The organism is Soehngenia saccharolytica DSM 12858 (genome assembly GCF_059568515.1).
On record NZ_JCANTN010000006.1, the window covers coordinates 1 to 24,217 of the forward strand.

Annotated in this window: 25 protein-coding genes and 1 rRNA gene; all 26 read right to left on the reverse strand. The window is 34.3% G+C overall.

Annotated elements, in window-relative coordinates:
- Positions 1–238, reverse strand: a 16S ribosomal RNA gene (locus tag BO51_RS02690); the annotation flags it as partial.
- Positions 239–401: 163 nt separating this feature from the next.
- The gene (locus BO51_RS02695) at positions 402–1,613 is read right to left on the reverse strand and encodes a glycosyltransferase family 4 protein (RefSeq protein ID WP_496483724.1); all 1,212 of its coding nucleotides are present in this window, start codon (positions 1,611–1,613) and stop codon (positions 402–404) included.
- A 46-nt stretch (positions 1,614–1,659) separates the two neighbouring features.
- Complete coding sequence (lysS, locus tag BO51_RS02700) at positions 1,660–3,108, reverse strand: lysine--tRNA ligase (protein WP_496483878.1); 1,449 nt, start codon at positions 3,106–3,108, stop codon at positions 1,660–1,662.
- Between the two features lie 62 nt (positions 3,109–3,170).
- Positions 3,171–3,647, reverse strand: coding sequence for a transcription elongation factor GreA (gene greA, locus BO51_RS02705; protein WP_496483726.1), 477 nt, complete (start codon positions 3,645–3,647; stop codon positions 3,171–3,173).
- 129 nt (positions 3,648–3,776) lie between these two features.
- Positions 3,777–4,787 (reverse strand): tRNA dihydrouridine synthase DusB, encoded by a 1,011-nt coding sequence (dusB, locus tag BO51_RS02710; RefSeq protein ID WP_496483728.1) that lies wholly within the window; start codon positions 4,785–4,787, stop codon positions 3,777–3,779.
- 3 nt (positions 4,788–4,790) lie between these two features.
- Positions 4,791–5,573 carry a type III pantothenate kinase gene (locus BO51_RS02715; protein WP_496483730.1) on the reverse strand — a complete coding sequence of 261 codons (783 nt, stop codon included), beginning with the start codon at positions 5,571–5,573 and terminating at the stop codon, positions 4,791–4,793.
- A gap of 18 nt (positions 5,574–5,591) precedes the next feature.
- Positions 5,592–6,338 (reverse strand): ECF transporter S component, encoded by a 747-nt coding sequence (locus BO51_RS02720; RefSeq protein WP_496483732.1) that lies wholly within the window; start codon positions 6,336–6,338, stop codon positions 5,592–5,594.
- A gap of 128 nt (positions 6,339–6,466) precedes the next feature.
- Positions 6,467–7,423, reverse strand: a complete 957-nt coding sequence (locus BO51_RS02725) for a P1 family peptidase (protein ID WP_496483734.1) — start codon at positions 7,421–7,423, stop codon at positions 6,467–6,469.
- A gap of 83 nt (positions 7,424–7,506) precedes the next feature.
- On the reverse strand, positions 7,507–8,685 hold the full coding sequence (locus tag BO51_RS02730; protein WP_496483736.1) for a sodium ion-translocating decarboxylase subunit beta: 1,179 nt from the start codon (positions 8,683–8,685) through the stop codon (positions 7,507–7,509).
- Between the two features lie 24 nt (positions 8,686–8,709).
- On the reverse strand, positions 8,710–9,096 hold the full coding sequence (locus BO51_RS02735; protein ID WP_496483738.1) for a biotin/lipoyl-containing protein: 387 nt from the start codon (positions 9,094–9,096) through the stop codon (positions 8,710–8,712).
- A gap of 15 nt (positions 9,097–9,111) precedes the next feature.
- The gene (locus BO51_RS02740) at positions 9,112–9,474 is read right to left on the reverse strand and encodes an OadG family transporter subunit (protein ID WP_496483740.1); all 363 of its coding nucleotides are present in this window, start codon (positions 9,472–9,474) and stop codon (positions 9,112–9,114) included.
- Between the two features lie 11 nt (positions 9,475–9,485).
- A complete protein-coding gene (locus BO51_RS02745; RefSeq protein ID WP_496483742.1) occupies positions 9,486–11,030 on the reverse strand; it encodes an acyl-CoA carboxylase subunit beta in 1,545 nt (514 codons plus the stop codon).
- 19 nt (positions 11,031–11,049) lie between these two features.
- Positions 11,050–11,451 (reverse strand): methylmalonyl-CoA epimerase, encoded by a 402-nt coding sequence (gene mce / locus BO51_RS02750; RefSeq protein ID WP_496483744.1) that lies wholly within the window; start codon positions 11,449–11,451, stop codon positions 11,050–11,052.
- Positions 11,452–11,466: 15 nt separating this feature from the next.
- Entirely contained in the window at positions 11,467–12,402 is a 936-nt protein-coding gene (gene meaB / locus BO51_RS02755; RefSeq protein WP_496483746.1) for a methylmalonyl Co-A mutase-associated GTPase MeaB, read from the reverse strand.
- Between the two features lie 11 nt (positions 12,403–12,413).
- Positions 12,414–12,812 carry a cobalamin B12-binding domain-containing protein gene (locus tag BO51_RS02760; protein WP_496483748.1) on the reverse strand — a complete coding sequence of 133 codons (399 nt, stop codon included), beginning with the start codon at positions 12,810–12,812 and terminating at the stop codon, positions 12,414–12,416.
- Positions 12,813–12,829: 17 nt separating this feature from the next.
- Positions 12,830–14,509, reverse strand: a complete 1,680-nt coding sequence (locus BO51_RS02765) for an acyl-CoA mutase large subunit family protein (protein WP_496483750.1) — start codon at positions 14,507–14,509, stop codon at positions 12,830–12,832.
- 185 nt (positions 14,510–14,694) lie between these two features.
- Positions 14,695–16,509 (reverse strand): ATP-dependent zinc metalloprotease FtsH, encoded by a 1,815-nt coding sequence (ftsH, locus tag BO51_RS02770; RefSeq protein ID WP_496483752.1) that lies wholly within the window; start codon positions 16,507–16,509, stop codon positions 14,695–14,697.
- Positions 16,510–16,551: 42 nt separating this feature from the next.
- Positions 16,552–17,079, reverse strand: coding sequence for a hypoxanthine phosphoribosyltransferase (gene hpt / locus BO51_RS02775; protein ID WP_496483880.1), 528 nt, complete (start codon positions 17,077–17,079; stop codon positions 16,552–16,554).
- A gap of 27 nt (positions 17,080–17,106) precedes the next feature.
- Positions 17,107–18,492, reverse strand: a complete 1,386-nt coding sequence (tilS, locus tag BO51_RS02780) for a tRNA lysidine(34) synthetase TilS (RefSeq protein WP_496483754.1) — start codon at positions 18,490–18,492, stop codon at positions 17,107–17,109.
- 49 nt (positions 18,493–18,541) lie between these two features.
- Positions 18,542–18,958, reverse strand: a complete 417-nt coding sequence (locus tag BO51_RS02785; RefSeq protein WP_496483756.1) for a S1 RNA-binding domain-containing protein — start codon at positions 18,956–18,958, stop codon at positions 18,542–18,544.
- Positions 18,959–19,150: 192 nt separating this feature from the next.
- Positions 19,151–19,480 (reverse strand): FtsB family cell division protein, encoded by a 330-nt coding sequence (locus BO51_RS02790; RefSeq protein WP_496483758.1) that lies wholly within the window; start codon positions 19,478–19,480, stop codon positions 19,151–19,153.
- Between the two features lie 61 nt (positions 19,481–19,541).
- The gene (locus tag BO51_RS02795; RefSeq protein ID WP_496483760.1) at positions 19,542–19,784 is read right to left on the reverse strand and encodes an RNA-binding S4 domain-containing protein; all 243 of its coding nucleotides are present in this window, start codon (positions 19,782–19,784) and stop codon (positions 19,542–19,544) included.
- Between the two features lie 43 nt (positions 19,785–19,827).
- Positions 19,828–20,127, reverse strand: a complete 300-nt coding sequence (locus BO51_RS02800; RefSeq protein ID WP_496483762.1) for an HU family DNA-binding protein — start codon at positions 20,125–20,127, stop codon at positions 19,828–19,830.
- A 37-nt stretch (positions 20,128–20,164) separates the two neighbouring features.
- A complete protein-coding gene (yabN, locus tag BO51_RS02805) occupies positions 20,165–21,646 on the reverse strand; it encodes a bifunctional methyltransferase/pyrophosphohydrolase YabN (protein ID WP_496483764.1) in 1,482 nt (493 codons plus the stop codon).
- A 12-nt stretch (positions 21,647–21,658) separates the two neighbouring features.
- Positions 21,659–23,260 carry a putative polysaccharide biosynthesis protein gene (locus BO51_RS02810; RefSeq protein ID WP_496483766.1) on the reverse strand — a complete coding sequence of 534 codons (1,602 nt, stop codon included), beginning with the start codon at positions 23,258–23,260 and terminating at the stop codon, positions 21,659–21,661.
- Between the two features lie 24 nt (positions 23,261–23,284).
- Positions 23,285–24,205, reverse strand: a complete 921-nt coding sequence (locus BO51_RS02815) for a peptidylprolyl isomerase (RefSeq protein WP_496483768.1) — start codon at positions 24,203–24,205, stop codon at positions 23,285–23,287.
- Positions 24,206–24,217 lie beyond the last annotated feature (12 nt).

The window sequence follows — 24,217 nt, forward strand, 5'->3', positions numbered from 1 at the left end:
CGCTTATTCGCTTTGACTTATCTTTCATGCGAAAGTTAAGTTTCATATGGTATTAATCCCAGTTTCCCGAGGCTATCCCTTTGTGAAAGGCAGGTTGCTCACGCGTTACTCACCCGTCCGCCGCTAAGATATATTTAAGTTCCGTCCGAAAACTTCACTTAAATATACTTCGCTCGACTTGCATGTGTTAGGCACGCCGCCAGCGTTCGTCCTGAGCCAGGATCAAACTCTCATTTAATAGTTTGATTTAGCTCAATTACTTCTTATTTTTTTAAAATTAACTTTGTAGTTTATTCAAAGTTTCACACTGTTTAGTTTTCTTGGTTCGTTGCCGCTCTCTTGGCGACTTTGTTAGTATACCATCTTCTATTAGCTTGTGTCAATACCTTTTTTAAAGTTTTTTAAAGTTTTTGTAAAATCTTCTCGAAATCATTAAATAAATGCTCCCACGATAGTTCTCTCAACTTGCTTTCTATTGCGGTAAAATTATTATACCCTTTTAACACTTTCTTAATCATATTTTCTATGCCTTTTTCAAGTGATTTTACAAAAATATTTTCTACATCTTCAGAAATCATATCTATGCTTGACATTGGCGGTAAATCTACATATTCAATTGCTCCACTTTTATTTATTTCTTCCCCTAAGTATTCTTTTATTCCAGAGTGATTTGTAACCACAGCTCCAAGCCCACAGGCTAAAGCTTCTATTGTGACTAAACCCAATCCTTCGTAAAAAGAAGGAAGTACAAATATATGAGATCTTCTGAATGCTTCTCCTAATTCTTTTTGGCTTAAATTTCCGAGATAAACAACTCCATTTTTATCTGCCATTTCTAATATTCTCTTTTTTTCTTCCCCTGTTCCATTCCCAGCTAGTAAAAGCTCAACATCATATTTATCTTTTAAATTTGTAAAAGCGCTTATAAGATAAGGTACACCTTTACTATTGCTTAATTTCCCTGCATATATAATTTTTATAGGTCCATTGGAAGGCCTTTTATCTGGAGGGTAGAAGTATTCACTATTATATCCAGCTCCTATAACATGAATTTTTTCTTTTGGAATATTATATATATTATGTACTTCAAATTTTTGCTGACTAGAAAGTGTCAATACTAAATCTAGGTTTTTGCAACCACCTACGACATATTCCATATATTTAGGATTCAAATGCAGTTGTCTAAGATCTGTGCCGTGGCATATACCTATGACTTTTTTGTTTGAATTTAACCTGCATACTAGTGATGTTAAAATCCAAAGATGATGAGATATTATTATATCTGGATTGAAATTTTTTATAGCATCTAATACAGCCTTTTCAAAAGCATTCATCCAAACCGACAGCATGTTTTCATCTAATTCTTTATACGTAGTGCTTGGATATGGCATTATGTCACTCATGCCAACTATGCTAAAAGGTATTTCTTTAGTGTTAAATCTAACCAAGTTTAAATAACTCAACGAACCATTTTCATATGTTAGTCCGTCTTGTATCGCAGCTATTAATCCTTGTTCATGATTTCTCTTATAGCCTTCGTTGATAAGAGAATTTACATATGTTCCACTTCCTGTTAGCCCAGGGAACTGTGCTATAATATGGAGTATTTTCATTTTTCTCACCTATAAAATATTGCGGCTAAATAGCCGCAATATAAATCTAATCTTCTAATGGTTTCATCGTTGGGAATAATATTACATCCCTTATGCTTGCTTGATTTGTCAACAACATTATCATTCTATCTATTCCAATACCTTCTCCACCTGTTGGAGGCAATCCTACTTCAATGGCATTTATAAAATCTGTATCCATAGGATGAGCTTCGTCATCTCCAGATTCCTTTTGCCTTACTTGTTCTTCGAATCTCTCTCTTTGGTCTATAGGGTCATTTAACTCTGAGAATGCATTTGCGATTTCCCAAGTGTTTATAAACGCTTCAAACCTGTTTGTTATCCTTGGATCTTTAGGATTTCTCTTAGCTAAAGGAGATATATCGACAGGGTGGCCAGTGATAAAAGTAGGTTGAACTAGATGTTGCTCGACAAATTCTTCGAACATCTCAGATATAATCATACCTCTGGTCATATTGTCTTCGATTTCCAATCCCTTTTCTCTAGCTACTTTTCTTGCTTCCTCGTCAGTATCGATTACACTAAAGTCAACTCCTGTGTACTTCTTTACCGCTTCAGCCATATCCATTCTATCCCAAGGAGGCGTCAAATCTATTTCAGTACCTTGATAGTTGATTACAGTAGTGCCCAATGTCTTCATAGCTACATATGAAAATAACTCTTCAGTAAGTTTTATCATTTCTTCAAAGTCTGCATATGCTTGATAAAATTCTATACTGGTAAATTCAGGATTATGCCTTTGGTCCATTCCTTCATTTCTGAACATTTTCCCCATTTCATAAACTTTTTCAAATCCGCCGACGATTAACCTCTTTAAATAAAGTTCATTTGCTATTCTTAAGTACATGTCTATGTCTAATGCATTGTGATGAGTCACAAATGGCCTTGCATTTGCTCCGCCGGCAATTGTACTAAGTATAGGAGTTTCAACTTCTAAAAATCCTCTGTTATCTAAAAATTCTTTTACAGCTTTAATTATTTTGCTTCTAAGTATGAAAGTATCTTTAACTTCGGGATTAACTATTAAATCTACATATCTCTGTCTGTATCTGAGTTCTTGGTCTTTTAGGCCATGGAATTTCTCAGGAAGGATTTGAAGTGATTTAGACAGTAAAGTTATTTTTTCAGTTCTGATTGAAACTTCCCCTGTTTGGGTTTTAAATACAGTCCCTTCAGCTCCAACAATATCTCCTATGTCCAAAAAATCCAAGTCTTCATATCCTTCGTCGCCAAGCACATCTTTTTTAGCGAATAATTGAATCCTTCCGTTGCTATCCTGCAAGTCAAAGAAAGTAACTTTCCCATGTCCTCTTCTAGACATCAACCTACCAGCTACACTAACTCTTTTCCCTTCCAGCTCATCATAATTGTCTTTTATCTCATCGCTGTGATGAGTGTAATCATATTTTTCAATTAAATAAGGGTTCTTGCCACTTTCCATTAGTTTAGCTAATTTGTCTCTTCTTATTTTTAACATTTCATTCAAATTTTGCTCATTATTATCCAATATAAGCCCCCCTTGTTTTAATAAAGATCATATTATCTCATAATTGCTTTTATTTTGTATTTTATGATTCCGTCAGGTGCTTGTACACTTACAGTGTCCCCAACTTTCCTTCCTAATAGTGCTTTTCCCATAGGCGATTCATTTGAAATTTTACCTTCGAATGGATCTGCTTCGGCTGATCCAACTATTGTATATTCCATTTCTTCATTGAATTCTATGTCTAAAACAGTAACCTTAGAACCTATTGTCACTATATCAGTAGATATTTCATCATCATCTATAACCACTGCATTTCTAAGCATTGCTTCAAGTTTGGCTATTCTCTCTTCTAATTTAGCCTGCTCATTTTTAGCTTGATCATATTCAGCATTTTCACTTATGTCTCCAAAAGCAAGAGCTTGTTTTATACGATCTGCTATCTCTTTTCTTTTAACTACTTTTGCTTCTTCTAATTCCATCTCCAATTTTTCTAATCCTTCTGGGGTCAGAAATACTTCCTTTTCGGTCATTAAACTCTCTCCTTTGATTTAATAATACATTTATTGTCAATATTAGCTAAAATTGTATCTGAATATTTCTAACTTTGTATGCAAACTATTATAATCAAGCATAAATTAGTTGTCAAGCTATAAACAATCTTATTTATCTTGAGATATTAGTTTATCTAAATAATTGTTCAAAACTGTTATGATTTCTTCTTTAGTGTTAATGGTATTTATTTGTTCTCTCACAGCTTTAGAATTCTTTAATCCCTTGATATATCCGTGTATATGCTTTCGCATCTCTTTAACACCAATTCTTTCTCCCTTTATATTGCACAATTCATTAAGGTGAAAAATCACCATGTTTATTATCATTTCTGGCGTAGGCTTTGTGATTTCTTTTTTTGATATTGCCTCATTGATATTTAAAAATATCCACGGGTTTCCAACTGCAGCTCGACCTACAGCTACATAATCACAATTTGTTCTTTCTAATACTAATATAGCATCTTCTGCATTTGATATGTCTCCATTCCCAATAACAGGTATTGAAATGCTATCTTTTACTTTTTTAATAAAATCTATATCCGCTTTCCCTGAATAAAACATCTCTCTGGTTCTAGCATGGACAGTAACAGCGCTTGCTCCAGCTTGCTCGAGCATTTTCGCAAATTCTACGCCATTTATATTGTCTTTATCCCATCCCATTCTGATTTTTACTGTAACTGGTTTATTAGAGGCATCGACTACTTTTTTTACTATTTTATAGCTTAGTTTTGGATCGTTCATCAATGCACTGCCTTCGTTGTTCTTCACAATTTTGGGTGCAGGGCAGCCCATGTTTATGTCTACTATATCGAAATCATCCCTAGTATTGAGTTTTGTTTCAACTACATAAGCCATTATATCAGGGTCAGAACCAAAAATCTGAATTGCCAATGGTCTTTCAGATTCATCGGTCAAAGTTAGTTCAACTGTCTTTTTATCGTTATAATACATTCCCTTTGCGCTAACCATCTCGCTTGTTACTAATCCAGCACCTAATTTTCTTGCAATTTTTCTAAAAGCTAAATCTGTATATCCAGCCATTGGCGCTAATACAGCTTTAGAATCTATATTGATATGATCTATAATAGATACCCACCTCCTATCAAATAAGGTAAGCAACTTTTAGTTACTTACCTTATTTCTCTCATATATTATCCTCAATCCTTCTAATGTAAGATATTTATCTACAACTTTTATATTCTTCGTTTCAGATGATATGAGGTTAGCAAAACCTCCAGTCGCTACAACCATTACATCTTCAATTGATTGATTCATTTCTTCTATCATTTTATCAATTATATAATCTACCATACCTGCAAAACCATTAATAAGACCAGATTGAATGCTTGTGATGGTATTTTTTCCTATTATTTTTTCAGGCTTTGTGATTTCAACTTTGGGTAGCTTTGCTGTCCTTAAAAACAAGGCTTCAGCTGATATATTAATTCCAGGTGTTATTACTCCTCCTAGATATTCCCCTTCCTTATTGACATAGCAGAAAGTGTTTGCTGTACCGAAATCAACAATAATCACTGGCCCGCCGTACTTTTCATATGCGCCAACTGCATTTACTATTCTATCTGCTCCAACTTCTCTAGGATTGTCATATTTTATATTCATGCCAGTCTTTACACCAGGTCCTATTACTATGGGCACTTTATTAAAATATCTCTGTGCCATTGAAGGTAAAGTGTGCATCAAAGTTGGAACTACAGAAGATATTATTATATCCTCTATTTCTTCTCTTTTTATGCCATCGTATTTAAAGAACTGATCAAATAGCAATCCATACTCGTCTGAGGTCTTTTCTTTGTCTGTAGCTATTCTTCTGTCATATATCAATTTCTTCCCATCATATACTCCAAATACAATGTTTGTATTGCCTACATCAATTACCAATAACAAATTTTCACCCTCTAGTCATTATTTTCGTTTAACTGCCGACACTACGCTGGACACGACGATTGCAGCAATTATTGTCTCTGGAATTCCATTTGCAACCCCAATTCCTGCTATTACCCTTCCAACAAATTGTGTGTCTTGGCCAATGGATTCCACGAATTGCTCCCCATAAATGATATAAATCATAGATAGCACCAATACAGTGTTTGTAAGTGTACCTATTACAGCACTTATCAATACATCTATTGATTTGCCTTTGAATTTCTTAGTAGTCATATATACCATAGTTGCAGTCAATAAAATGAGAATTATATTAATCAAAACTTTCCAAATGCTAGTATAGTTGATTACATTCAAGTATAATCCATGAGCTAAATAGATAATTATCGCGCACCATATGACATTCATAATCCAAATCGTATTTTTATTTCCAATTTTATTGAATAGGCGATAGCTATAATATGAAGTTATTCCTATTAAAATTCTTGGAAGTACAGAAACTAATGGATTTAAAAAAAATGGGCTGACAGGTGTAGGTGCAGTTATTGCTTGATAAATACTAAAAAGTCCAAAGATAAGCCCTACTAACGCTCCTACTACAGGGCCTTCCAATATTGCACCGATTATGACAGGTATATGCATAACTGTCGCCTTAGTTGGCCCCACTGGAATGAAACCTAGTGGTGTCATACCTAAAACTATGGATATAGCCCCTAATACGCCAACTACCGTTAACTTTCTTACATTTACACTTTTACTATTTTTCATTTTACCCCTCCGCTCTAGTTCCGTTTGGATACCAGTCGATATGCCAAAACAAATTATATAGTCTGACTCAAAAAGATGTCAGCTTTCTAACAAGATAATTATACATATTTTGATTAGATTATACAATATTAATTTATTATGTCTTTGTAAGCTTTCAAATTGCCTATGCTTTCTGCATTCAGTATTGCGTTGACTATTGCTCGCCTCGTAACCTCTGCTCCCAATGTAAGCACTAAGTTAAAGTCGGCTTCTACTACATTTGTCGCTAATGCGAAGATTGTATCGCCATCATACATTGTATGCACAGGATTGATTGCTTTAGCATATCCATTATGTGATGTCTCTGCTAATTTATTAGCATATGCTTTAGTTAATTTAGCATTAGTTGCTACAACGCCAATAGTAGTATTTGTGTGAGAAATTGAATTGTCAATATAACCTTTTTCCATTATTTCAACAGTATTTAATAATTTATTCTCATTATAGTCATATACGCCTGCAATTTCTTCTGTGCCTTCATATACATCCCCTAGACTGTTTACACAGATGAGAGCTGAAACCACCAAGTCTCCTACTCTTATTGAAGCACTGCCAATTCCAGATTTCATTGCGTTGTTAAAACCTAATATTTTCCCAATGCTTGCACCCATACCACATCCTGTATTCCCTTGACGGTTTTCATTGAAAGTTGCATTTTCACATGCTCTATAACCCATTTCTTTGTCAGGCCTAATGGTATGATCCCCAACATTTAAATCAAATATTACGGCAGAAGCGACTATTGGCACTTTCGTAAAGCCAACATCAAGCCCAATACCTTTATTTTCTAAAAAATGCATCACTCCAGATGAAGCGTCTAACCCAAAGGCAGAGCCTCCAGCTAAAACTATAGCATTGATTTTTTCTACTGTCTTGTCTGGCTTAAACAAATCTGTTTCTCTAGTTCCAGGTGCACTTCCTCTCACATCAACACCGCCGGTAGCTCCTTCTTCGCTTATTACAACCGTTACCCCTGTCATTCCTACTTCTGAATGAGCATGCCCTACTTTTATACCCTCTACATCAGTTATATATCCACTATACATATTTACATCTCCTATGTTCAATTTACTATTAATTACCCAAAATTTAAAATAAGCCATCAAAGTTATAACTTTGATGGCTATATTTAACTAAAAAACATTAATAACATTCCTGCCGCTATGGCAGAACCTATTACTCCTGCAACGTTTGGCCCCATTGCATGCATAAGTAGAAAGTTTTTAGGATTTTCTTCTTGCCCTACCTTTTGAGATACTCTAGCTGCCATTGGTACAGCAGAAACACCTGCTGAGCCTATTAAAGGATTTACTTTTCCTCCTGTTGCTTTGTACATTATTTTACCAAAAATAACACCAGATGCTGTTCCTATTGAAAATGCGACTAATCCTAGTGCAATGATTCCTAGTGTTTTTAAATTCCAAAAATTTGCAGCACTTGCTGTTGCACCAACTGTCGTACCCAACAGTATTGTTACTATGTTGATCATTTCATTTTGTGCAGTTTTTGATAGCCTGTCAGTTACTCCCGATTCTCTGAATAAATTTCCTAGCATCAGCATGCCTACTAGTGTAGCTGCTGATGGTAAAAGCAAAGAAACTATTAAAGTTACCATAATTGGAAATATGATTTTTTCTTTTTTTGAGACTGGCCTTAGTTGTTCCATTACAACAGATCTTTCTTCTTTTGTTGTAAGCGCCCTCATTATTGGTGGCTGTATGATTGGAACTAATGCCATATACGAATAAGCTGCTACAGCAATAGGTCCTAATAGTTGTGGTGCTAATTTTGACGTAAGGTATAAAGCTGTAGGGCCATCTGCTCCGCCGATTATCCCTATACTTGCTGCTTCAGCTCCTGGGAATCCTAATAGTATAGCTCCAATAAACGTTGCAAATATGACGAATTGTGCTGCTGCCCCAAGAAGTACTGATTTTGGATTTGCTATTAATGGACCAAAATCCGTCATTGCTCCAATTCCTAAAAATATTAATGGAGGATAAATACCTAATTTTACACCTTGATATAGATAATACAATAAGCCCCCGTACTCTTTTGTATGACTTACTAATTCCCCTGTGTTAGGGTCTTTAATAATCTCTACAACAGGCTCTTTCATCATATTTGCCCCCGGAAGATTAGCCAATAACATTCCAAAAGCAATTGGAATCAATAAAAGAGGTTCAAAACCTTTGGCTATAGCCAAATATAATAGAACAAGTGATATAATTATCATTATGATGCTCCCAAAAGACATCATGGCAAAGCCTGTGCTATTAAGAAAATCAACCAATACAGTTGCAGTCATTTTTTTCACCCTTTCTTATTAGCTCTATTCTATTATTGCTAATTTATCTCCGGTATTTACTGTACTGCCTTCTTTAGTTAGCATTTTTGATAGCTTGCCATCTCTTGGAGCTAAAATTTCATTTTCCATTTTCATTGCTTCTAAAATTAGGATGACATCTCCTGCTTTTAATTGTTGACCTTCTTGAGCAACTATTTTCCAGATGTTTCCTGGCATTGGCGCTTCAACTATTTCTTGACCTGCCTGAGCCTTAATTTCCTCTTTTACTTCTGGTTTTGGCTGTGGCTTCTCTATTTTCTTTTCTTCTCTTGTTACAGTGTTTGGAATTACAGCTGAATTTTCTTTTGATGAAATTTCTTCAACTTCAACCTCATAGCTTTGCCCATTTACATTTATTTTAAATTTTCTCATCTCATATCCTCCAATCTATATTTTGTTAAAAATTTGTTCTAATTGCCCTGCTCTTTGCCAGTCACTAATTTCTGGTGGTATTCTTTTAATAGTTTTTATTTTTATATCCTCTACCTTATTTTCGGTCGCACACGCTATTGCAGCAGCAATTACCGCAATTATTTCTTCATCGATTTCATTCTCAAATTTCTTGCTGTCTTCTTTCACTTCTTTAGTTTCAATTTTTACGGTCTCTATTTTGCTCTTAGAGTCTTTGTCATTTCCAATTGCTTTTAACTTATCTATTAGAAATGATATCAATATTAGTATTATAAAAACTACTAACATGCTAGAAACAGTGACGATTAATGATTCTCCAATAGTTATATGTTCTCCCATTTTTCGGCCTCCTATACTGGCAAGTTGCCGTGTTTTTTGCTAGGTCTAGTCTCTCTCTTTGTTTCCAGCATATCAAATGCACTTATTAATCTTGGTCTAGTATGGCTTGGAACTATTATGTCGTCAACAAATCCTCTTTGGGCAGCAATAGATGGGTTTGCTACGGTATTTCTATATTCTTCAATTTTTTCCATTCTTGTTTTTACTGGATCGTCAGAATTGGCAATTTCATTTTTAAATATAATATTCGCAGCTCCGTCTGGCCCCATTACCGCAATTTCTGCTGTTGGCCATGCAAATACTTGGTCTGCTCCCAAGTCTTTGCTGCACATTGCAAGATAAGCTCCGCCATAAGCTTTTCTTGTTATAAGTGTGACTTTTGGAACTGTTGATTCTGAATATGCATAAAGCACTTTAGCCCCATGTCTTATTATTCCACCGTATTCCTGATTAGTTCCTGGTAAAAATCCTGGTACATCGACTAGATTCAATAATGGAATATTATATGCATCGCAAGTTCTAATGAATCTTCCAGCTTTGTCAGACGCATTTATGTCTAAGCAGCCTGCCAATACTTTAGGTTGATTTGCTATAACTCCTATAGTCTTTCCATTCAATCTAATGAACCCTGTGATTATATTCCCAGCATATAGTGGTTGTACCTCGAAAAATTCGTTTTCGTCTGCTATCGACTTTATTACTTCCTTCATGTCATATGGTTTGTTTGGATTTTCTGGAACTATATCGTTTAACATTTCATCTGTGCGATTTATATCGTCATTGGTTCTTACAACTGGGGGCATCTCTAAGTTGTTTGAAGGGAGATATGAGAGCAATTCTCTGACTCTCTTTATGGTTTCTTCCTCTGTTTTATCCATGAAATGAGCGACTCCACTAGTTCTATTGTGTGTCATTGCACCTCCGAGTTCTTCTTGAGTAACCTCTTCACCTGTAACTGACTTGATTACTTGTGGTCCTGTAATAAACATCATGCTTGTCTTTTCTGTCATAAATATAAAATCAGTTAGAGCTGGAGAATATACTGCTCCTCCTGCACACGGTCCCATAATTACAGATATTTGTGGTATGACCCCAGATGCTATTGTATTTCTATAGAATATTTTGCCATATCCTGATAAAGCATCGACTCCCTCTTGGATTCTAGCGCCACCAGAATCATTAAATCCAACTATAGGTGCACCCATTTTCAAAGCCATGTCTTGAACCTTTACAATTTTATTAGCATGCATTTCTCCTAAGGAGCCACCGACAACTGTAAAATCTTGAGCATACACAAACACTAATCTGCCATCTACTGTACCATATCCAGTTACAACTCCATCAGCAGGCGCTTCAACACTTGCCATGTCAAAATTCGTCGATCTGTGTTTGACAAACGCATCTATTTCAATAAAGCTGTTTTCATCTAAAAGTAGATTTATTCTCTCGCGCGCAGTTAATTTGCCTGAACTATGTTGTTTTTCAATTCTTTTAATTCCACCGCCGAGTTTTATATTCTCTTTTGCTTTGATTAATTCATTTATTTTGTCATTCATTTTTATCCTCCTATAGAGATTATTCTCTTTCGCTTATTTCTATTAGCACGCCATTTGTTGATTTTGGATGTAAAAATGCAATCTTTGCCCCACCAGCTCCATATCTTGGTTTCTCATCGATAAGCCTTACACCTTTTTCCTTTAATTCTTCGAGTGTTTTTTCGATGTCATCAACTCTAAAGGCAATATGTTGAATACCTTCTCCCTTCTTTTCAATAAATTTAGCTATTGGTCCTTCATCATCTGTTGATTCCAACAATTCTATTTCCGAATCCCCTACAGGCAAAAATGCTACTTTTACTTTCTGTTCTTCTACTACTTCTCTTCCAGTACATTTAATTCCAAGCATTTGCTCATAGAATTCCACTGATGTTTCAAGATTCCTTACTGCTATACCTATATGATCTATTTTTTTTACCATTAGAACTCTCCTCTCTTAGTTCAATAATAAATTTAGCAGTTCTTCCTTTGCAGTATATGGGTCTTTCTTTCTTGTATATACTTCGTTTACAAGAGTATTTAAAAAATCATTCTCAACTGCTTTTTTCATTATTAAATTGATTAAGTCCTCCTTTGCTAAATCCAATAATTCTTGTTTAGCATTGTTAATTCTTCTCTTTTCATAATTTCCTGTTTTCATCTGATAATCCCTATGCTCAAATATAGCTTCTAAAAGGGTGTCAATATCTTTATTCTTTATAGCTGACACTTTTACTACTTTAGGCCTAAAATCCTTGTTTTCATTTAAATCTAAATTCATTTCTATTTCTAACTTTGTCTTATCTGCACCATCTAAATCGGATTTATTGATTGCAAAAACATCAGCTATCTCCATTGTGCCAGCTTTTATAGCTTGTATGTCATCCCCCATATTTGGAACCAATACCATTAAAACTGTATCCGCCATTTTTACAATGTCTATTTCAGATTGTCCTACGCCTACTGTTTCCACGAAGATGTAATCGCAACCAAAGATGTCTAATACTTTTATTGCACTCGAAGTTGCTTTTGATAATCCTCCTAGGTTGCCTCTAGTTCCCATGCTTCTTATGAAAACCCCTTCATCTAGACTTAAATCAGTCATTCTGATTCTATCCCCAAGTATTGCACCACCTGTAAAAGGGCTAGTCGGATCTATGGCAAGAATACCTATTTTTTTGCCTTCTTCTCGAAGTTTTTTAGCCATTTTTTCTGTAAGTGTTGATTTTCCAGCTCCAGGCGAACCTGTTACTCCAATGATATAGGCCTTTCCTGTTTTATGATACAAATTTTTAAGAATTTCCTCAGCTTCTTTTTCATTGTTTTCAAGCATAGAAATGAGTCTCGCACAGGCTATCTTGTCTCCAGCTAAAAGCCTATCTTCTATGTTCAAATAATCACCACCTATTGTCTTTTTACATGAGTTGTAATAAATTCGACAACATCCTTTGTACTAGTACCCGGAGTGAATATTGCTTCTACTCCAGATTGGATTAAAAATGGAATATCATCATCAGGGATTACTCCTCCTCCAACAATGAGTCTATCTGTAACTCCTCTTTCTTTCAAAAGATTTACAACCTTTGGAAACAATGTATTGTGTGCACCAGACAAAATACTCATTGCAACTACATCTACGTCTTCCTGAATTGCTGCTTCTACTATTTGCTCAGGTGTCTGTCTTAAGCCAGTATATATTACTTCCATGCCCGCATCTCTCAATGCTCTAGCTATTACTTTTGCGCCTCTATCATGCCCATCCAAACCAGGCTTAGCAACCAAAACTCTAATTGGTCTATTCATTTGTCTTCCTCCTCATCTTATAAAATGACAGATTGTTGATATTCACCAAACACTTCTCTTAATGCGCCACAAATTTCTCCTAATGTTGCATATGTTTTTACTGCATCTAAGATATAAGGCATTAAATTCTCATTTGTTTTTGCTTTTTCAGTCAATGTAGCAATTGCTTCGTTAACTCTTACATTGTCTCTTTCTTGACGTAATTTTTGCAATTTTTTCTTTTGTACAATTTCAACTTGTGGATCAACTTTTAATATCTCTTTCTTTTGTTCTTCTTCCACTTTAAATTTATTAACTCCTACAACTATCCTCTCTCCACTTTCGATTTGCATTTGATACTTGTATGCGGAGTTTTGTATCTCTTTTTGAATGTATCCAGTTTCAATTGCTTTGGTTGCTCCACCTAAGTTGTCGATATTTTTTATATATTCCATTGCTTCTTTTTCTATCTTATCTGTTAAGCTTTCTACATAATATGAACCTGCTAATGGATCAATAGTTTCAGTTACTCCTGATTCATAAGCTACGATTTGTTGCGTCCTAAGTGCGATCATTACGGAATCTTCCGTTGGCAATGCTAGAGCTTCATCTCTTGAATTTGTATGAAGAGATTGAGTTCCACCTAATACAGCTGCTAGAGTTTGAATTGCAACCCTTACGATGTTGTTATCTGGCTGTTGAGCAGTTAGCGTAGAACCAGCAGTTTGGGTATGGAATTTTAGCTGCATTGACTTTTCAGATTTTGCATTGAATCTTTCTTTCATTATCTTCGCCCAAAGTCTTCTTGCAGCTCTGTATTTAGCAACTTCTTCAAATAAGTCGTTGTGAGCGTTAAAGAAGAATGAAAGTCTTGGTGCAAATTCATCCACTTCAAGTCCTGCATTTATAGCTGCATCAACATACGCTATTCCATCTGCTAATGTAAATGCTACTTCTTGTGCCGCAGTTGAGCCTGCTTCTCTTATGTGATATCCGCTTATACTTATAGTGTTCCATTGTGGTACGTGTTTTGAGCAGTACTCGAATATATTCGTGATGAGTCTCATAGATTCTTGGGGTGGAAATATATATGTTCCACGCGCAATATACTCTTTTAATATATCATTTTGTATTGTGCCTCTTAATTTATCAGGTGAAACTCCTTGCTTTTCTGCTACTGCTATGTACATTGCTAATAGTACACTTGCTGGTGCATTTATTGTCATTGATGTGCTTACTTTATCTAAAGGTATTCCATCAAACAATATCTCCATGTCTTTTAATGAGTCTATCGCAACTCCAACTTTGCCAACTTCTCCTTCACTTAGCGGATGATCTGAATCATATCCAATCTGAGTAGGCAAGTCAAAAGCTACACTCAAACCTGTTTGCCCTTGTTCCAGCAAGTATTTATATCTCTTGTTTGATTCTTCTGCTGTCGCAAAACCGGCATATTGTCTCATTGTCCAGAGCCTTCCTCTGTACATTGTAGGTTGTACACCTCTTGTAAAAGGATATTGCCCTGGGTAACCTATTTCTTCTTCGTAATCCATATCTTTGATATCCAATGGTGTATATAATCTCTTTACTTCAATACCTGAGCCTGTTGTAAATGTTTTCTTCCTTTCAGGAAATTTTTCTATTAGCTTAACAATCTTATTTTCTTCCCATTTTTGATAGGAAGATAATATTTTATCAAGCTTGTCTTTTTCGTACATTTCATTGACCCCCTTGAATTTCACTTTCAGTTTTTATTATATTAGAAAATGTAACAATATTGCAATATAAATTTCATGCAATATATAAATTGAAATTTATATTGCAATATTGTTCTCCTCTACTATATTCTATCCTAAATATAAATTCTATGAAAGACCTAAAAAAAGCAGGAAATTAAATTTCTTTAATTTCCTGCTATAATACTTTCAAATTCTTTACCGTCAATTGTTTCTTTTTCCATAAGAGCTTGAGCTAATCTATGCAAAACATCTATATTGTCTTTTAAAAGAGACTCTGCCTTGTGATAAGCGCGATCTATTATATTTCTCATTTCTTTGTCAATTTCAGCAGCTACTTCTTCACTGTAATTTCTAGTTCTGCCGAAGTCTCTTCCCAAGAAAACTTCGTCATTGTCAGTTCCATAAGTCATAGGCCCAAGTCTTTCACTCATTCCATAGTGAGTAACCATGTCTCTTGCTATTTTAGTTGCTCTTTCTATGTCATTTTGAGCGCCAGTACTTATATCCTCGAGTACCAATGCTTCTGTTACTCTTCCACCTAGAAGCACAGCTAACCTGTCTTCCATTTCGCCTTTTGTCATGTAGTTCCTATCCTCTTCAGGTATATAAGCTGTAAATCCTCCTGCCATACCTCTTGGAATTATAGTAACTAGGTGAACTGGATCTGAGCCAGGAATCAATTTAGATGTTAATGCATGCCCTGCTTCATGATAAGCAGTTAGCCTCTTTTCTTTTGGGCTGATTACTTTGCTTTTTTTAGCTGGACCTGCTTGTACTTTTATTGAAGCTTCCTCAATCAAATGCATAGGTATTTCTTTTAAATTATATCTAGCAGTTAAGAGCGCAGCTTCATTCATTAAATTCTCAAGATCAGCTGGAGTAAATCCTGGTGTCCTCTTTGCTACTACTTTTAAGTCAACATCATCTGCTAAAGGTTTGTTCTTAGAATGAATCTTCAAGATTTCTTCCCTACCTTTAACATCTGGCAAACCTACATAAATAGTTCTGTCAAATCTTCCAGGTCTAAGCAATGCTGGGTCAAGTATGTCTGCTCTATTTGTTGCAGCCATTACTATGATACCTTCATTTTTGCTAAAGCCATCCATTTCAACTAGAAGTTGGTTAAGAGTTTGTTCTCTTTCGTCGTGCCCTCCTCCTAGTCCTGCGCCTCTTCTTCTCCCAACTGCATCTATCTCATCTATAAACACAATACATGGCGAATTTTTCTTAGCCTGTTCAAATAAATCTCTAACTCTGCTAGCGCCAACTCCAACAAACATTTCAACAAAATCCGAACCTGATATCGTGAAAAATGGAACTCCCGCTTCTCCAGCTACCGCTTTGCTAAGATAAGTTTTACCTGTTCCAGGAGGACCCACCATCAATACACCTGTAGGTATTCTAGCACCTATGTCGATGTATTTCTTTGGGTTTTTAAGGAAGTCTACTATCTCTTGTAGTTCCTCTTTCTCCTCGTCTAGCCCAGCAACATCGTCAAATGTCACAATTTTCCCATCGTCAAATTTTTGCATTTTTGCTCGGCTTCTTCCAAAGGACATTACTCCTTTGTTTCCTCCGCCCTGAGTTTGTTGCATCATTACCATCCAAAATACTCCAAAAATGAGGAGTATAAAGATTGTTGGAAGCATTTCAATATACCATGGTGTTGTGGGTACTTGTTCTGCCTCATATACAATTTTGCCTTCATCAACTAATTCTTTCACATAATCGTGATAAAAAGTAACCCTTGTTTCTTCAGGTAGAATGGCTGTAAACTTATTGCCATCATCGAGTTCACCTTCTACTGTGTTTCCAATAGAGGTTATTTTATTAATACTTCCATCGTTTAAATGTGTAACCAGCTCTGTAAAACTAAGCTCCACAGGTTTCTCTACATTCGTTCCTAACATTCTTACACTCAGCATAATCATCAATACTATTATCAAGTAAATGCTTATGCCTCTAAAAAATCTCTTCAAATTCAGTCTCCCTCCAGTCATAATTAAGTCTATTGAATATTGTTATTTATAATATTCTTCTTTTAATGCAGCTACAAATGGGTAATTTCGATATTTTTCATTATAATCTAGTCCATATCCAATGATGAACTCATCAGGTATAGTAAATCCGGTATAGTCAACATTTATATTAATTTTTCTTCTTTCAGGTTTATCCAATAATGTACAGATTTTGACACTATCAGCTCCTCTCTTTATAAGCAATTCTTTTAAATATCCTAGAGTCAGTCCTGTATCTATGATGTCTTCAACAATAATAATGTCTTTATCTTCTACACTGAAATCCAAATCTTTTATTATCCGAACCTCTCCAGTAGATATGCTTGACTTTCCATAACTTGATACAGCCATAAAATCAATGTGAATAGGTATTTTTATCTCTCTTATTAGATCAGACAAAAACACTACCGCACCTTTTAAAATGCCTACGACAACTGGCTCTTTGCCTTGATAGTCTTTAGTTATTTGTTCTCCTAACTCCTTTACTCTCTTTTTGATTTGCTCTTCAGAAACTAAAATTTCTTTAATCATTTGGTCTTCCACCTAAATACCTCCAAATTAATATTTTTGGTATCGCATTTTTAATACCCTTTGTGTTTTATTCGTAATCTTAAAAATATCTGATATGTCATAGCCTATTATCCACATAATATTGTTGATATCACATACGAGAGGAATTTTGCCTCTTTCTTCTTGTGGTATCTTTTTATCTATAAAGTATTTTTTAACTGTTTTTTTGCCTCCTAAGCCTAGAGGATAAAAAACATCGCCCTCTTTTCTAGTTCTTAAAATAATTGGCCATTCTATTTTATCATAATCAAAATACTTTGTATTTAAATTATTGAATTTTATATCTTTTTTATCTATTTCTTCAATGGTCAATTTAAGCCTTAACTCTTCAATGATGTTCTCTCCCATTGTCAGTTTCTTTGGTTCGAATACTATTTCTCTTGGCTTTTCCAATTCTAGATATAGATTTCCATACGAAATTCTCGCTATTATTCCCTTAGCGATATCGATACTCTTGCCAGTTTTATTGTTCTCTAATAATTCTATTATTAATTCTACATGTTTTTGTTCAATGTCAACAATGTCATCGCAAAGGCAAAATATAGCTTTCCTAATTATTCGATTTTTTATTGCTCGAAGCTCTTTATTTAAAAGTACGCCTTCAATGATTATACTATTATTGTCTGTTTTTTTCACCAATAAATTATATTTTTTTTCTGCGATTTCATCTAAAGCATCAGAGTCGATTTGAGCATTTTTTGATAATCTGTAAAGACTATCTACTATATTTGGATTGAAATTCTCTTCAATGTATGGAAAAAGTTCCAGTCTTACTCTATTCCTCTGATATATAGTTTCTACATTTGTATAGTCCTCTACATGATCTAACCCATATGACATTAAATACTCATTAAGTTCATTTCTCTTTATATTGAGTATAGGTCTTATTATATCTTGTGCTTTGAATTGCATGCCCTTTAGTCCATCTATTCCAGTGCCTCTAATTATTCTCAACATAACAGTTTCAGCTTGGTCATTTTTATTATGCGCTACTGCAATTTTCCCTCCGCCAACTTCGTTTAATATCTTCCTAAAAAATCCGTATCTAAGTATTCTACCAGCTTCCTCTGAAGAAATCTTCTTTTCTTTTGCGAATCCATTCATATCTACTTTTGTGCTGTAAAATGGGACGCTGTATTTGTTTGATAATCTCTCTACGAATTTTTCATCTCTATCGGCTTCGATACCTCTTACTCCATGATTTACATGAGCGACATAAAGATTATAATCGAATAAATCTCTAAGTCTAGCCAGTAAATCAAGCAATACTACAGAGTCAATACCGCCAGATATCCCAGCGACAATATTATCTTTTGGTTTTATCAAATTGTATTCCGTGACGTTTTTATAGAATTTATCGAATATATCGTCCATAAGATCACCTTTTCCCTAGATAAACAAAAAACCGGGAAACCCGGTTTAATCAATCGCTATATCCTGCTTTTTTGCTCCTCACTCCACTACTTTTTCTATTATCCCTCGTTTTCATTTGATCTAGCTTTTCATTACTGTCTTTTAAGTACATGTTCAGCATATCCTCAAACGATAAATTCTTCTGCCTTTCATCAGACTTATGCCAGTCAATATCAGCTGGTTTTGATGTCTTTGGCTTAGCTTGCCTAATTGACAAACTGATCTTTCCATCATTTGAAATTGACAAAACTTTTACTTTGACTTTTTGGTCTTTTTTTAAGTAATCCGATACTTTTTCTACATAATCATGTGAGACTTCGGAAATGTGTACCAAACCACTCTTCCCATCAGGAAGCTCAATGAAAGCTCCAAAATTTGTAATACCTGTTACAGTACCCTCAACTATTTCTCCTACAGATAGGGGCATAAATTAATTCTTCCTCCTTAGATTAATAATATATGATAAGTATATATCAGGATTTATTAATTGTCAATCAATTATCTTAATCATAAAGTACGCTTGGATTACTCATTAAGATGATTAAAAAATTTGGAAGTATGAAGCTGATATAATTTATAGCGCTTATGCCATTTAATTTCTTAGTAGATTTGTTGATTGTTATTTGTTGAAAAGACTCTTCTCATCGGTTTTATTTTTATCTATGTATATTATTTCCCTTGGCTTTACTAAGCCATATTCGTCTCTTGCAACTTTCTCAACAAATGATAATGTTCCACTTTGTTTTATTTGAGTGTCTAAATCTGTGATTTCATTGTTCAACTCTGATACTTCTTCCTCTAGTTTGACCTTTTCTGCCATGAGATCTCTCTGTAAATTTTTCTGGTTAAAAAAAGTTATTGTAGTGTATATGGCTATAATTAAAATGAATAGATGATGAATCCTAAATCCTCTTTTTTTAATTTGTTTTTTTCTTTTATTTTTAGACATATAATCACCACCTCAATATTATATATAGAATTATCTCACTTTTCTAAATTAATATCAATAACTATTCTATTATTTTGTACATTTCTGTCGATTCAGCTTTGGAAACATTCTCTTTAACATTCACTATCTCAATTTTTAAGTTTTTATTTCCAAATTGAATTTCAACTATATCTCCAGGTTTTACTTCATCTCCTGCTTTAGCAACTTTGCCGTTTATATAAACTCTACTGCTGTCGCATGCTTCTTTGGCTATTGTTCTTCTTTTTATTATTCTTGAATCTTTAAGAAATTTATCAATTCTCATATATTCTCTCCTGTAAAAAAAATCAGGTCTAAGACCTGATTTTTTATTTCTTTTTACCTTTTTTAGTTACATTTACGCTTTCTTTAAGAGCTTTTCCAGCTTTGAATACAGGTGCTTTTGAAGCTGGAATCTTAATTACTTCTTCAGGATTTCTTGGGTTTCTACCTTCTCTTGCTTTTCTTTCTCTTACTTCGAATGTTCCAAACCCAACTAGTTGAACTTTGTCTCCTGCAACTAGAGTCTCTTCAACTGATTTCATGAATGCATTTAATGCTGCTTCTGCATCTTTTTTTGTGAGATTGCTCTTTTCTGCAATGCTAGCTATTAATTCTGCTTTGTTCATTTTTACTCCTCCTTTAAATTTAACTAATTTTGAGTAATTATTTAGTTGTGTCATCTAAGCGACTCTTTGCTTGATCCCACAATTCATCTAACTCTTCTATAGACATCTCAAGCAACTTTCTACCTTTTTTTTGCGCCAATTCTTCGACTACTCCAAACCTATCTATAAATTTATCAGTAGCTTTATGCAGAGCAGTCTCAGGATCGACTTTTAAAAATCTAGCTAAATTGACGATGGAAAACAATAAATCTCCCAATTCTTCCTCATAGCGTAATGAATCTTTTTCTCCATTTTCAATAAGCTCTAGAACTTCATCATATTCCTCAATTACCTTTTTCATTGGTCCGTCTATATCATCCCAATCAAATCCGACTTCTGAAGCAAGTTTTTGAACTTTTTTACTTCTGATTAGGGAAGGCAATTTAGGAATATTCTCCATTCTACCGGACAAAGTATCGATTGATCTAGACCCATACTTTATCATATTCCAATTATATACTACTTTATCAGTATTTACCAGTGTTTTTTTTAAAAAAACATGAGGATGTCTTGTAATTAACTTGTTAGCAAGATTTTTTGTCACATCTATTAAGTAAAAATCGCCATTTTCAGAGGCTATCTGGGTATGCAATAACACTTGAAGCATCAAATCTCCTAGTTCTTCTGCCAAGTGATTAAAATTTTCTTCCTCTATCGCTTCTATTACTTCATAAGCTTCTTCGATTAAGTTTTCTCTTAATGTAAAATGATCCTGTTCTCTATCCCAAGGACACCCGTCTTTAGAACGCAGCTTTTTCACAATATCTACCAAGTCGTTAAAATCATATATGTTAAATTCATCTTTATTTACTTTAAAAACCACTAATGTTGTCAAAGCTCCGATATTCTTAGATCTGTCAATATCCATCACTTTGATTTTCTCGATTAGCTCTTTATCTTTTACACCTGCATAATGTACTAAACTGACTTCATACTCATCACCATAAACTTCCGACAATGCTAGTTTTACTTCAGAAGCCACTCTTTTATTGTATACCTGGCATATTATCAAATTAGAATTAATATCTAATTGTGTTGGTTTTAATTCTAATGCATCGATGATTTTTATCCCATCAATTGGATCTATTTTAAGAGATGCTAAAATCGGTTCGATAAAGCTCTCACTTGGAACTATTTCAATTTCAAAAGTTCCCTTGGATGCTTTTTCAAGCAAATGAGAAACAGTTTTTTCCGCTACCATCGGATGTCCGGGAACAATATAGTTAATTTCATCGTTGGATTCCAACTCATAAAGTAATCTATCTACTATTTTCTCATACACTTTTTCGAAGCTCATTTCGCTCTCATATATATAATCCATGCTTATAAATGGTATGTTTTTATTGTGAAAAAACTCAATTGTAGGATGATTAACAGTTCTTAGTATGTTTTTGTTTCCACTTTGTATCTTTTCGATTGCCCCCAATGTCAAAGAATCGATATTGCCACACCCAAGACCTATTATGTTGATTTTCTTCATAGAAACCTCCAACTACAGATATTTATCTGCTATAGCTAATATTTTTTCATTTTTTGTCATTAATAAAATGTCTTCTTTTGTTATAGTTTTTGTCATAAATAAAGCAACTACATAGGAAATAACTCCTAACACAACTGCGGTCAATGTAGATATTGAATTTCCTGCTAAAAGATGCACTAAGTAATATCCTGAAGCAGCAAATATCGACATTATAATAGAAGAAATAAAGGGTTTAATGAATATGTCCTTTAAATCCAGATGGATTTTGCCTTTAGTTATTACATATTTCAAATTCAACAATGATGCTATTGCATATGCCGTGACGGTACTAATTGCAGCTCCGTTTATGTTTATTGCCGGTATTGCTGTCAAAGTGTAAGTAAGCAAAACTTTAGCTAAAGCTCCAATAAATAAATTTCTTACCGGTATGAAAGGCTTTCCAAGCCCTTGAATAATGGCTGTCAAAGACTGAACTAAAGTTAAAAAAACCACTCCCAATGATAAATATCTAAGTATTTTCCCTGTGCTGACTATAACTTGTTCTGTGTTGCTAAAATACAAAAGCCTTATTATTGGTTCAGCTAGCACAAATATACCTAATGCACAAGGCAATCCTATTAGCAAAGTAATTCTTATTCCAGATGATATTGTTGCATTTAATTCTTCTTTTGAGTCCTTTGCTTTAAGCGATGAAATTGCGGGCACTAAGCTCATTGCTATTGCCATTGAAAAAACTTGTGGTAAATTTATGAGAGTCTGTGCCATGCCTTTTAATTGGCCATATAAAGCATTTGATTCTTGCTGTGTAAAAGATATTGACTGAAGTCTTCTCAATACTAAACTTGCATCTATAGCATCCATTATCGGAGCAATTGCAGAGCCTATTGTTATTGGTATTGCTATCAATAACAAATCTCTTATTATGCTTTTTGCAGGGTATTCCTTGGCTTCAATCGTCTTATGGGATTCTCTTTTTATAGTATCTCTAAATAAATAATATATAAACACAATACAAATCGTTCCAAATATTGCTCCTACTGAGCCTCCAAGCGATGCGCCTCCTGCAGCTATTGGAATACCCTTGTCTAGCAATATTACTGTCAACGTAAGCCCAAACACCACTCTGAAAAGTTGTTCCACAATCTGTGATAGCGCCGTTGGCACCATGTTTTGCCTGCCTTGAAAAAGTCCTCTAAAGGCTGACATTATAGGCACAAACAAAAGTGCTGGTGTCAACGCAATAAGTGCATAATATGCATTAGGGTTTCCCAAATAATTTACTATTTTTTTAGCGAAAATCAATAAAATTGACGAAGTCAATAATCCGGCAATTGCCATTACAGTTAGTGCAGTCTTAAATACCTTCTGTGCGTTTGAATAATCTCCTAAAGCTCTCTTTTCTGATACGATCTTAGCTACAGCTACTGGAATACCAGAAGTTGAAATTGTAAGCAATAATACATAAAACGGGTATGCTGTCTGGTAATATCCCATCCCCTCAGCTTTAATTATATTTGACAAAGGGATTCTATAAATAGCACCCAATATTTTTACAATAACCCCTGCCATACCTAAAATAGCAGCGCCTTTTACAAAGCTGTTTTGTTTAGACATCTATTTATCCTCCTGGATGAATTACTATAAATTATCATAATAATTTTTTATCTTTGCTTCGTTTTTTAGTTCAGTTACGTATTCAATGTATTTATTATTTTTTATTTCTAGGACTACATCATCTTTTAAATCATCAAAAGATTCTTTTACATCAGTTAATTTCATGATGAAAAATCCATTTGATGCAGATATGACATCGGTGATTTCTCCAACCTTTAACCCTTTAATATAATCGTCTAAAACCGGATCTTGCCCTTTTCTAATATATCCTACATCTCCACCCTGTATAGCTGAAATACTGTCTTTTGACTCTATTTTAGCAAGTTCTTCAAAACTTTCGCCCTTCTTTAGCCTATTCAATATATCATTGGCTTTTTGTTCATCTTCCAAGTATATTTGGCTTAACCTGTACTTTATGATTTCGTCTTTGTGTTTATTATAATACTCCTTGATTTCAATTTCATTAATATTTAATGTCTCAAAATAGTGATCCTTATGTTTATTGACCATTAGCTCTGATTTTTGGAGTTTTTGAACATCTTCCCAACTTATTCCAATCTTCGATATGAAATCGCTAAATTCATCTCTAGCTTCGCCTAGTGATTCTTCCATGTATTTTTCTAACTCTTGACTTGTTATTGTTAAGCCAGCTTTATTGAAATCTTGCTCTATGATTTTCTCAAGTATCAGTTTATCATAAATATCTCTTTTTAATGTATCTTCATATGTCTTATCAGCTGATGATTTTTCATAAAGCGCTTCTTCTCCATTTTGAAATACAAATAAAGCTTTGTAAATTTCGTATTCGCGATTATATTCATCAATAGATATTTCTTCTCCATTCACTATTGCAACTACTCCATCTTTGCTACTAGAACAGCCTGATAATAATGCAATGAATAGGAAAGATATTGCAAGTACTTTTATTATACTCTTCTTTTTCAAATAACCACTCCC

Bases quoted from the DNA above. Each gene is read 5' to 3' on its own strand.
- greA (WP_496483726.1), bottom strand. From the start codon at position 3,647: ATGACCGAAAAGGAAGTATTTCTGACCCCAGAAGGATTAGAAAAATTG.
- BO51_RS02740 (WP_496483740.1), bottom strand. From the start codon at position 9,474: ATGGGAGAACATATAACTATTGGAGAATCATTAATCGTCACTGTTTCT.
- BO51_RS02800 (WP_496483762.1), bottom strand. From the start codon at position 20,127: ATGAACAAAGCAGAATTAATAGCTAGCATTGCAGAAAAGAGCAATCTC.
- mce (WP_496483744.1), bottom strand. From the start codon at position 11,451: ATGGTAAAAAAAATAGATCATATAGGTATAGCAGTAAGGAATCTTGAA.
- yabN (WP_496483764.1), bottom strand. From the start codon at position 21,646: ATGAAGAAAATCAACATAATAGGTCTTGGGTGTGGCAATATCGATTCT.
- BO51_RS02735 (WP_496483738.1), bottom strand. From the start codon at position 9,096: ATGAGAAAATTTAAAATAAATGTAAATGGGCAAAGCTATGAGGTTGAA.
- BO51_RS02720 (WP_496483732.1), bottom strand. From the start codon at position 6,338: ATGAAAAATAGTAAAAGTGTAAATGTAAGAAAGTTAACGGTAGTTGGC.
- BO51_RS02760 (WP_496483748.1), bottom strand. From the start codon at position 12,812: ATGAATAGACCAATTAGAGTTTTGGTTGCTAAGCCTGGTTTGGATGGG.
- hpt (WP_496483880.1), bottom strand. From the start codon at position 17,079: ATGATTAAAGAAATTTTAGTTTCTGAAGAGCAAATCAAAAAGAGAGTA.
- BO51_RS02730 (WP_496483736.1), bottom strand. From the start codon at position 8,685: ATGACTGCAACTGTATTGGTTGATTTTCTTAATAGCACAGGCTTTGCC.
- BO51_RS02745 (WP_496483742.1), bottom strand. From the start codon at position 11,030: ATGAATGACAAAATAAATGAATTAATCAAAGCAAAAGAGAATATAAAA.
- lysS (WP_496483878.1), bottom strand. From the start codon at position 3,108: ATGTTAAAAATAAGAAGAGACAAATTAGCTAAACTAATGGAAAGTGGC.
- BO51_RS02765 (WP_496483750.1), bottom strand. From the start codon at position 14,509: ATGTACGAAAAAGACAAGCTTGATAAAATATTATCTTCCTATCAAAAA.
- BO51_RS02725 (WP_496483734.1), bottom strand. From the start codon at position 7,423: ATGTATAGTGGATATATAACTGATGTAGAGGGTATAAAAGTAGGGCAT.
- BO51_RS02695 (WP_496483724.1), bottom strand. From the start codon at position 1,613: ATGAAAATACTCCATATTATAGCACAGTTCCCTGGGCTAACAGGAAGT.
- BO51_RS02785 (WP_496483756.1), bottom strand. From the start codon at position 18,958: ATGCCCCTATCTGTAGGAGAAATAGTTGAGGGTACTGTAACAGGTATT.
- BO51_RS02810 (WP_496483766.1), bottom strand. From the start codon at position 23,260: ATGTCTAAACAAAACAGCTTTGTAAAAGGCGCTGCTATTTTAGGTATG.
- BO51_RS02790 (WP_496483758.1), bottom strand. From the start codon at position 19,480: ATGTCTAAAAATAAAAGAAAAAAACAAATTAAAAAAAGAGGATTTAGG.
- BO51_RS02795 (WP_496483760.1), bottom strand. From the start codon at position 19,784: ATGAGAATTGATAAATTTCTTAAAGATTCAAGAATAATAAAAAGAAGA.
- tilS (WP_496483754.1), bottom strand. From the start codon at position 18,492: ATGGACGATATATTCGATAAATTCTATAAAAACGTCACGGAATACAAT.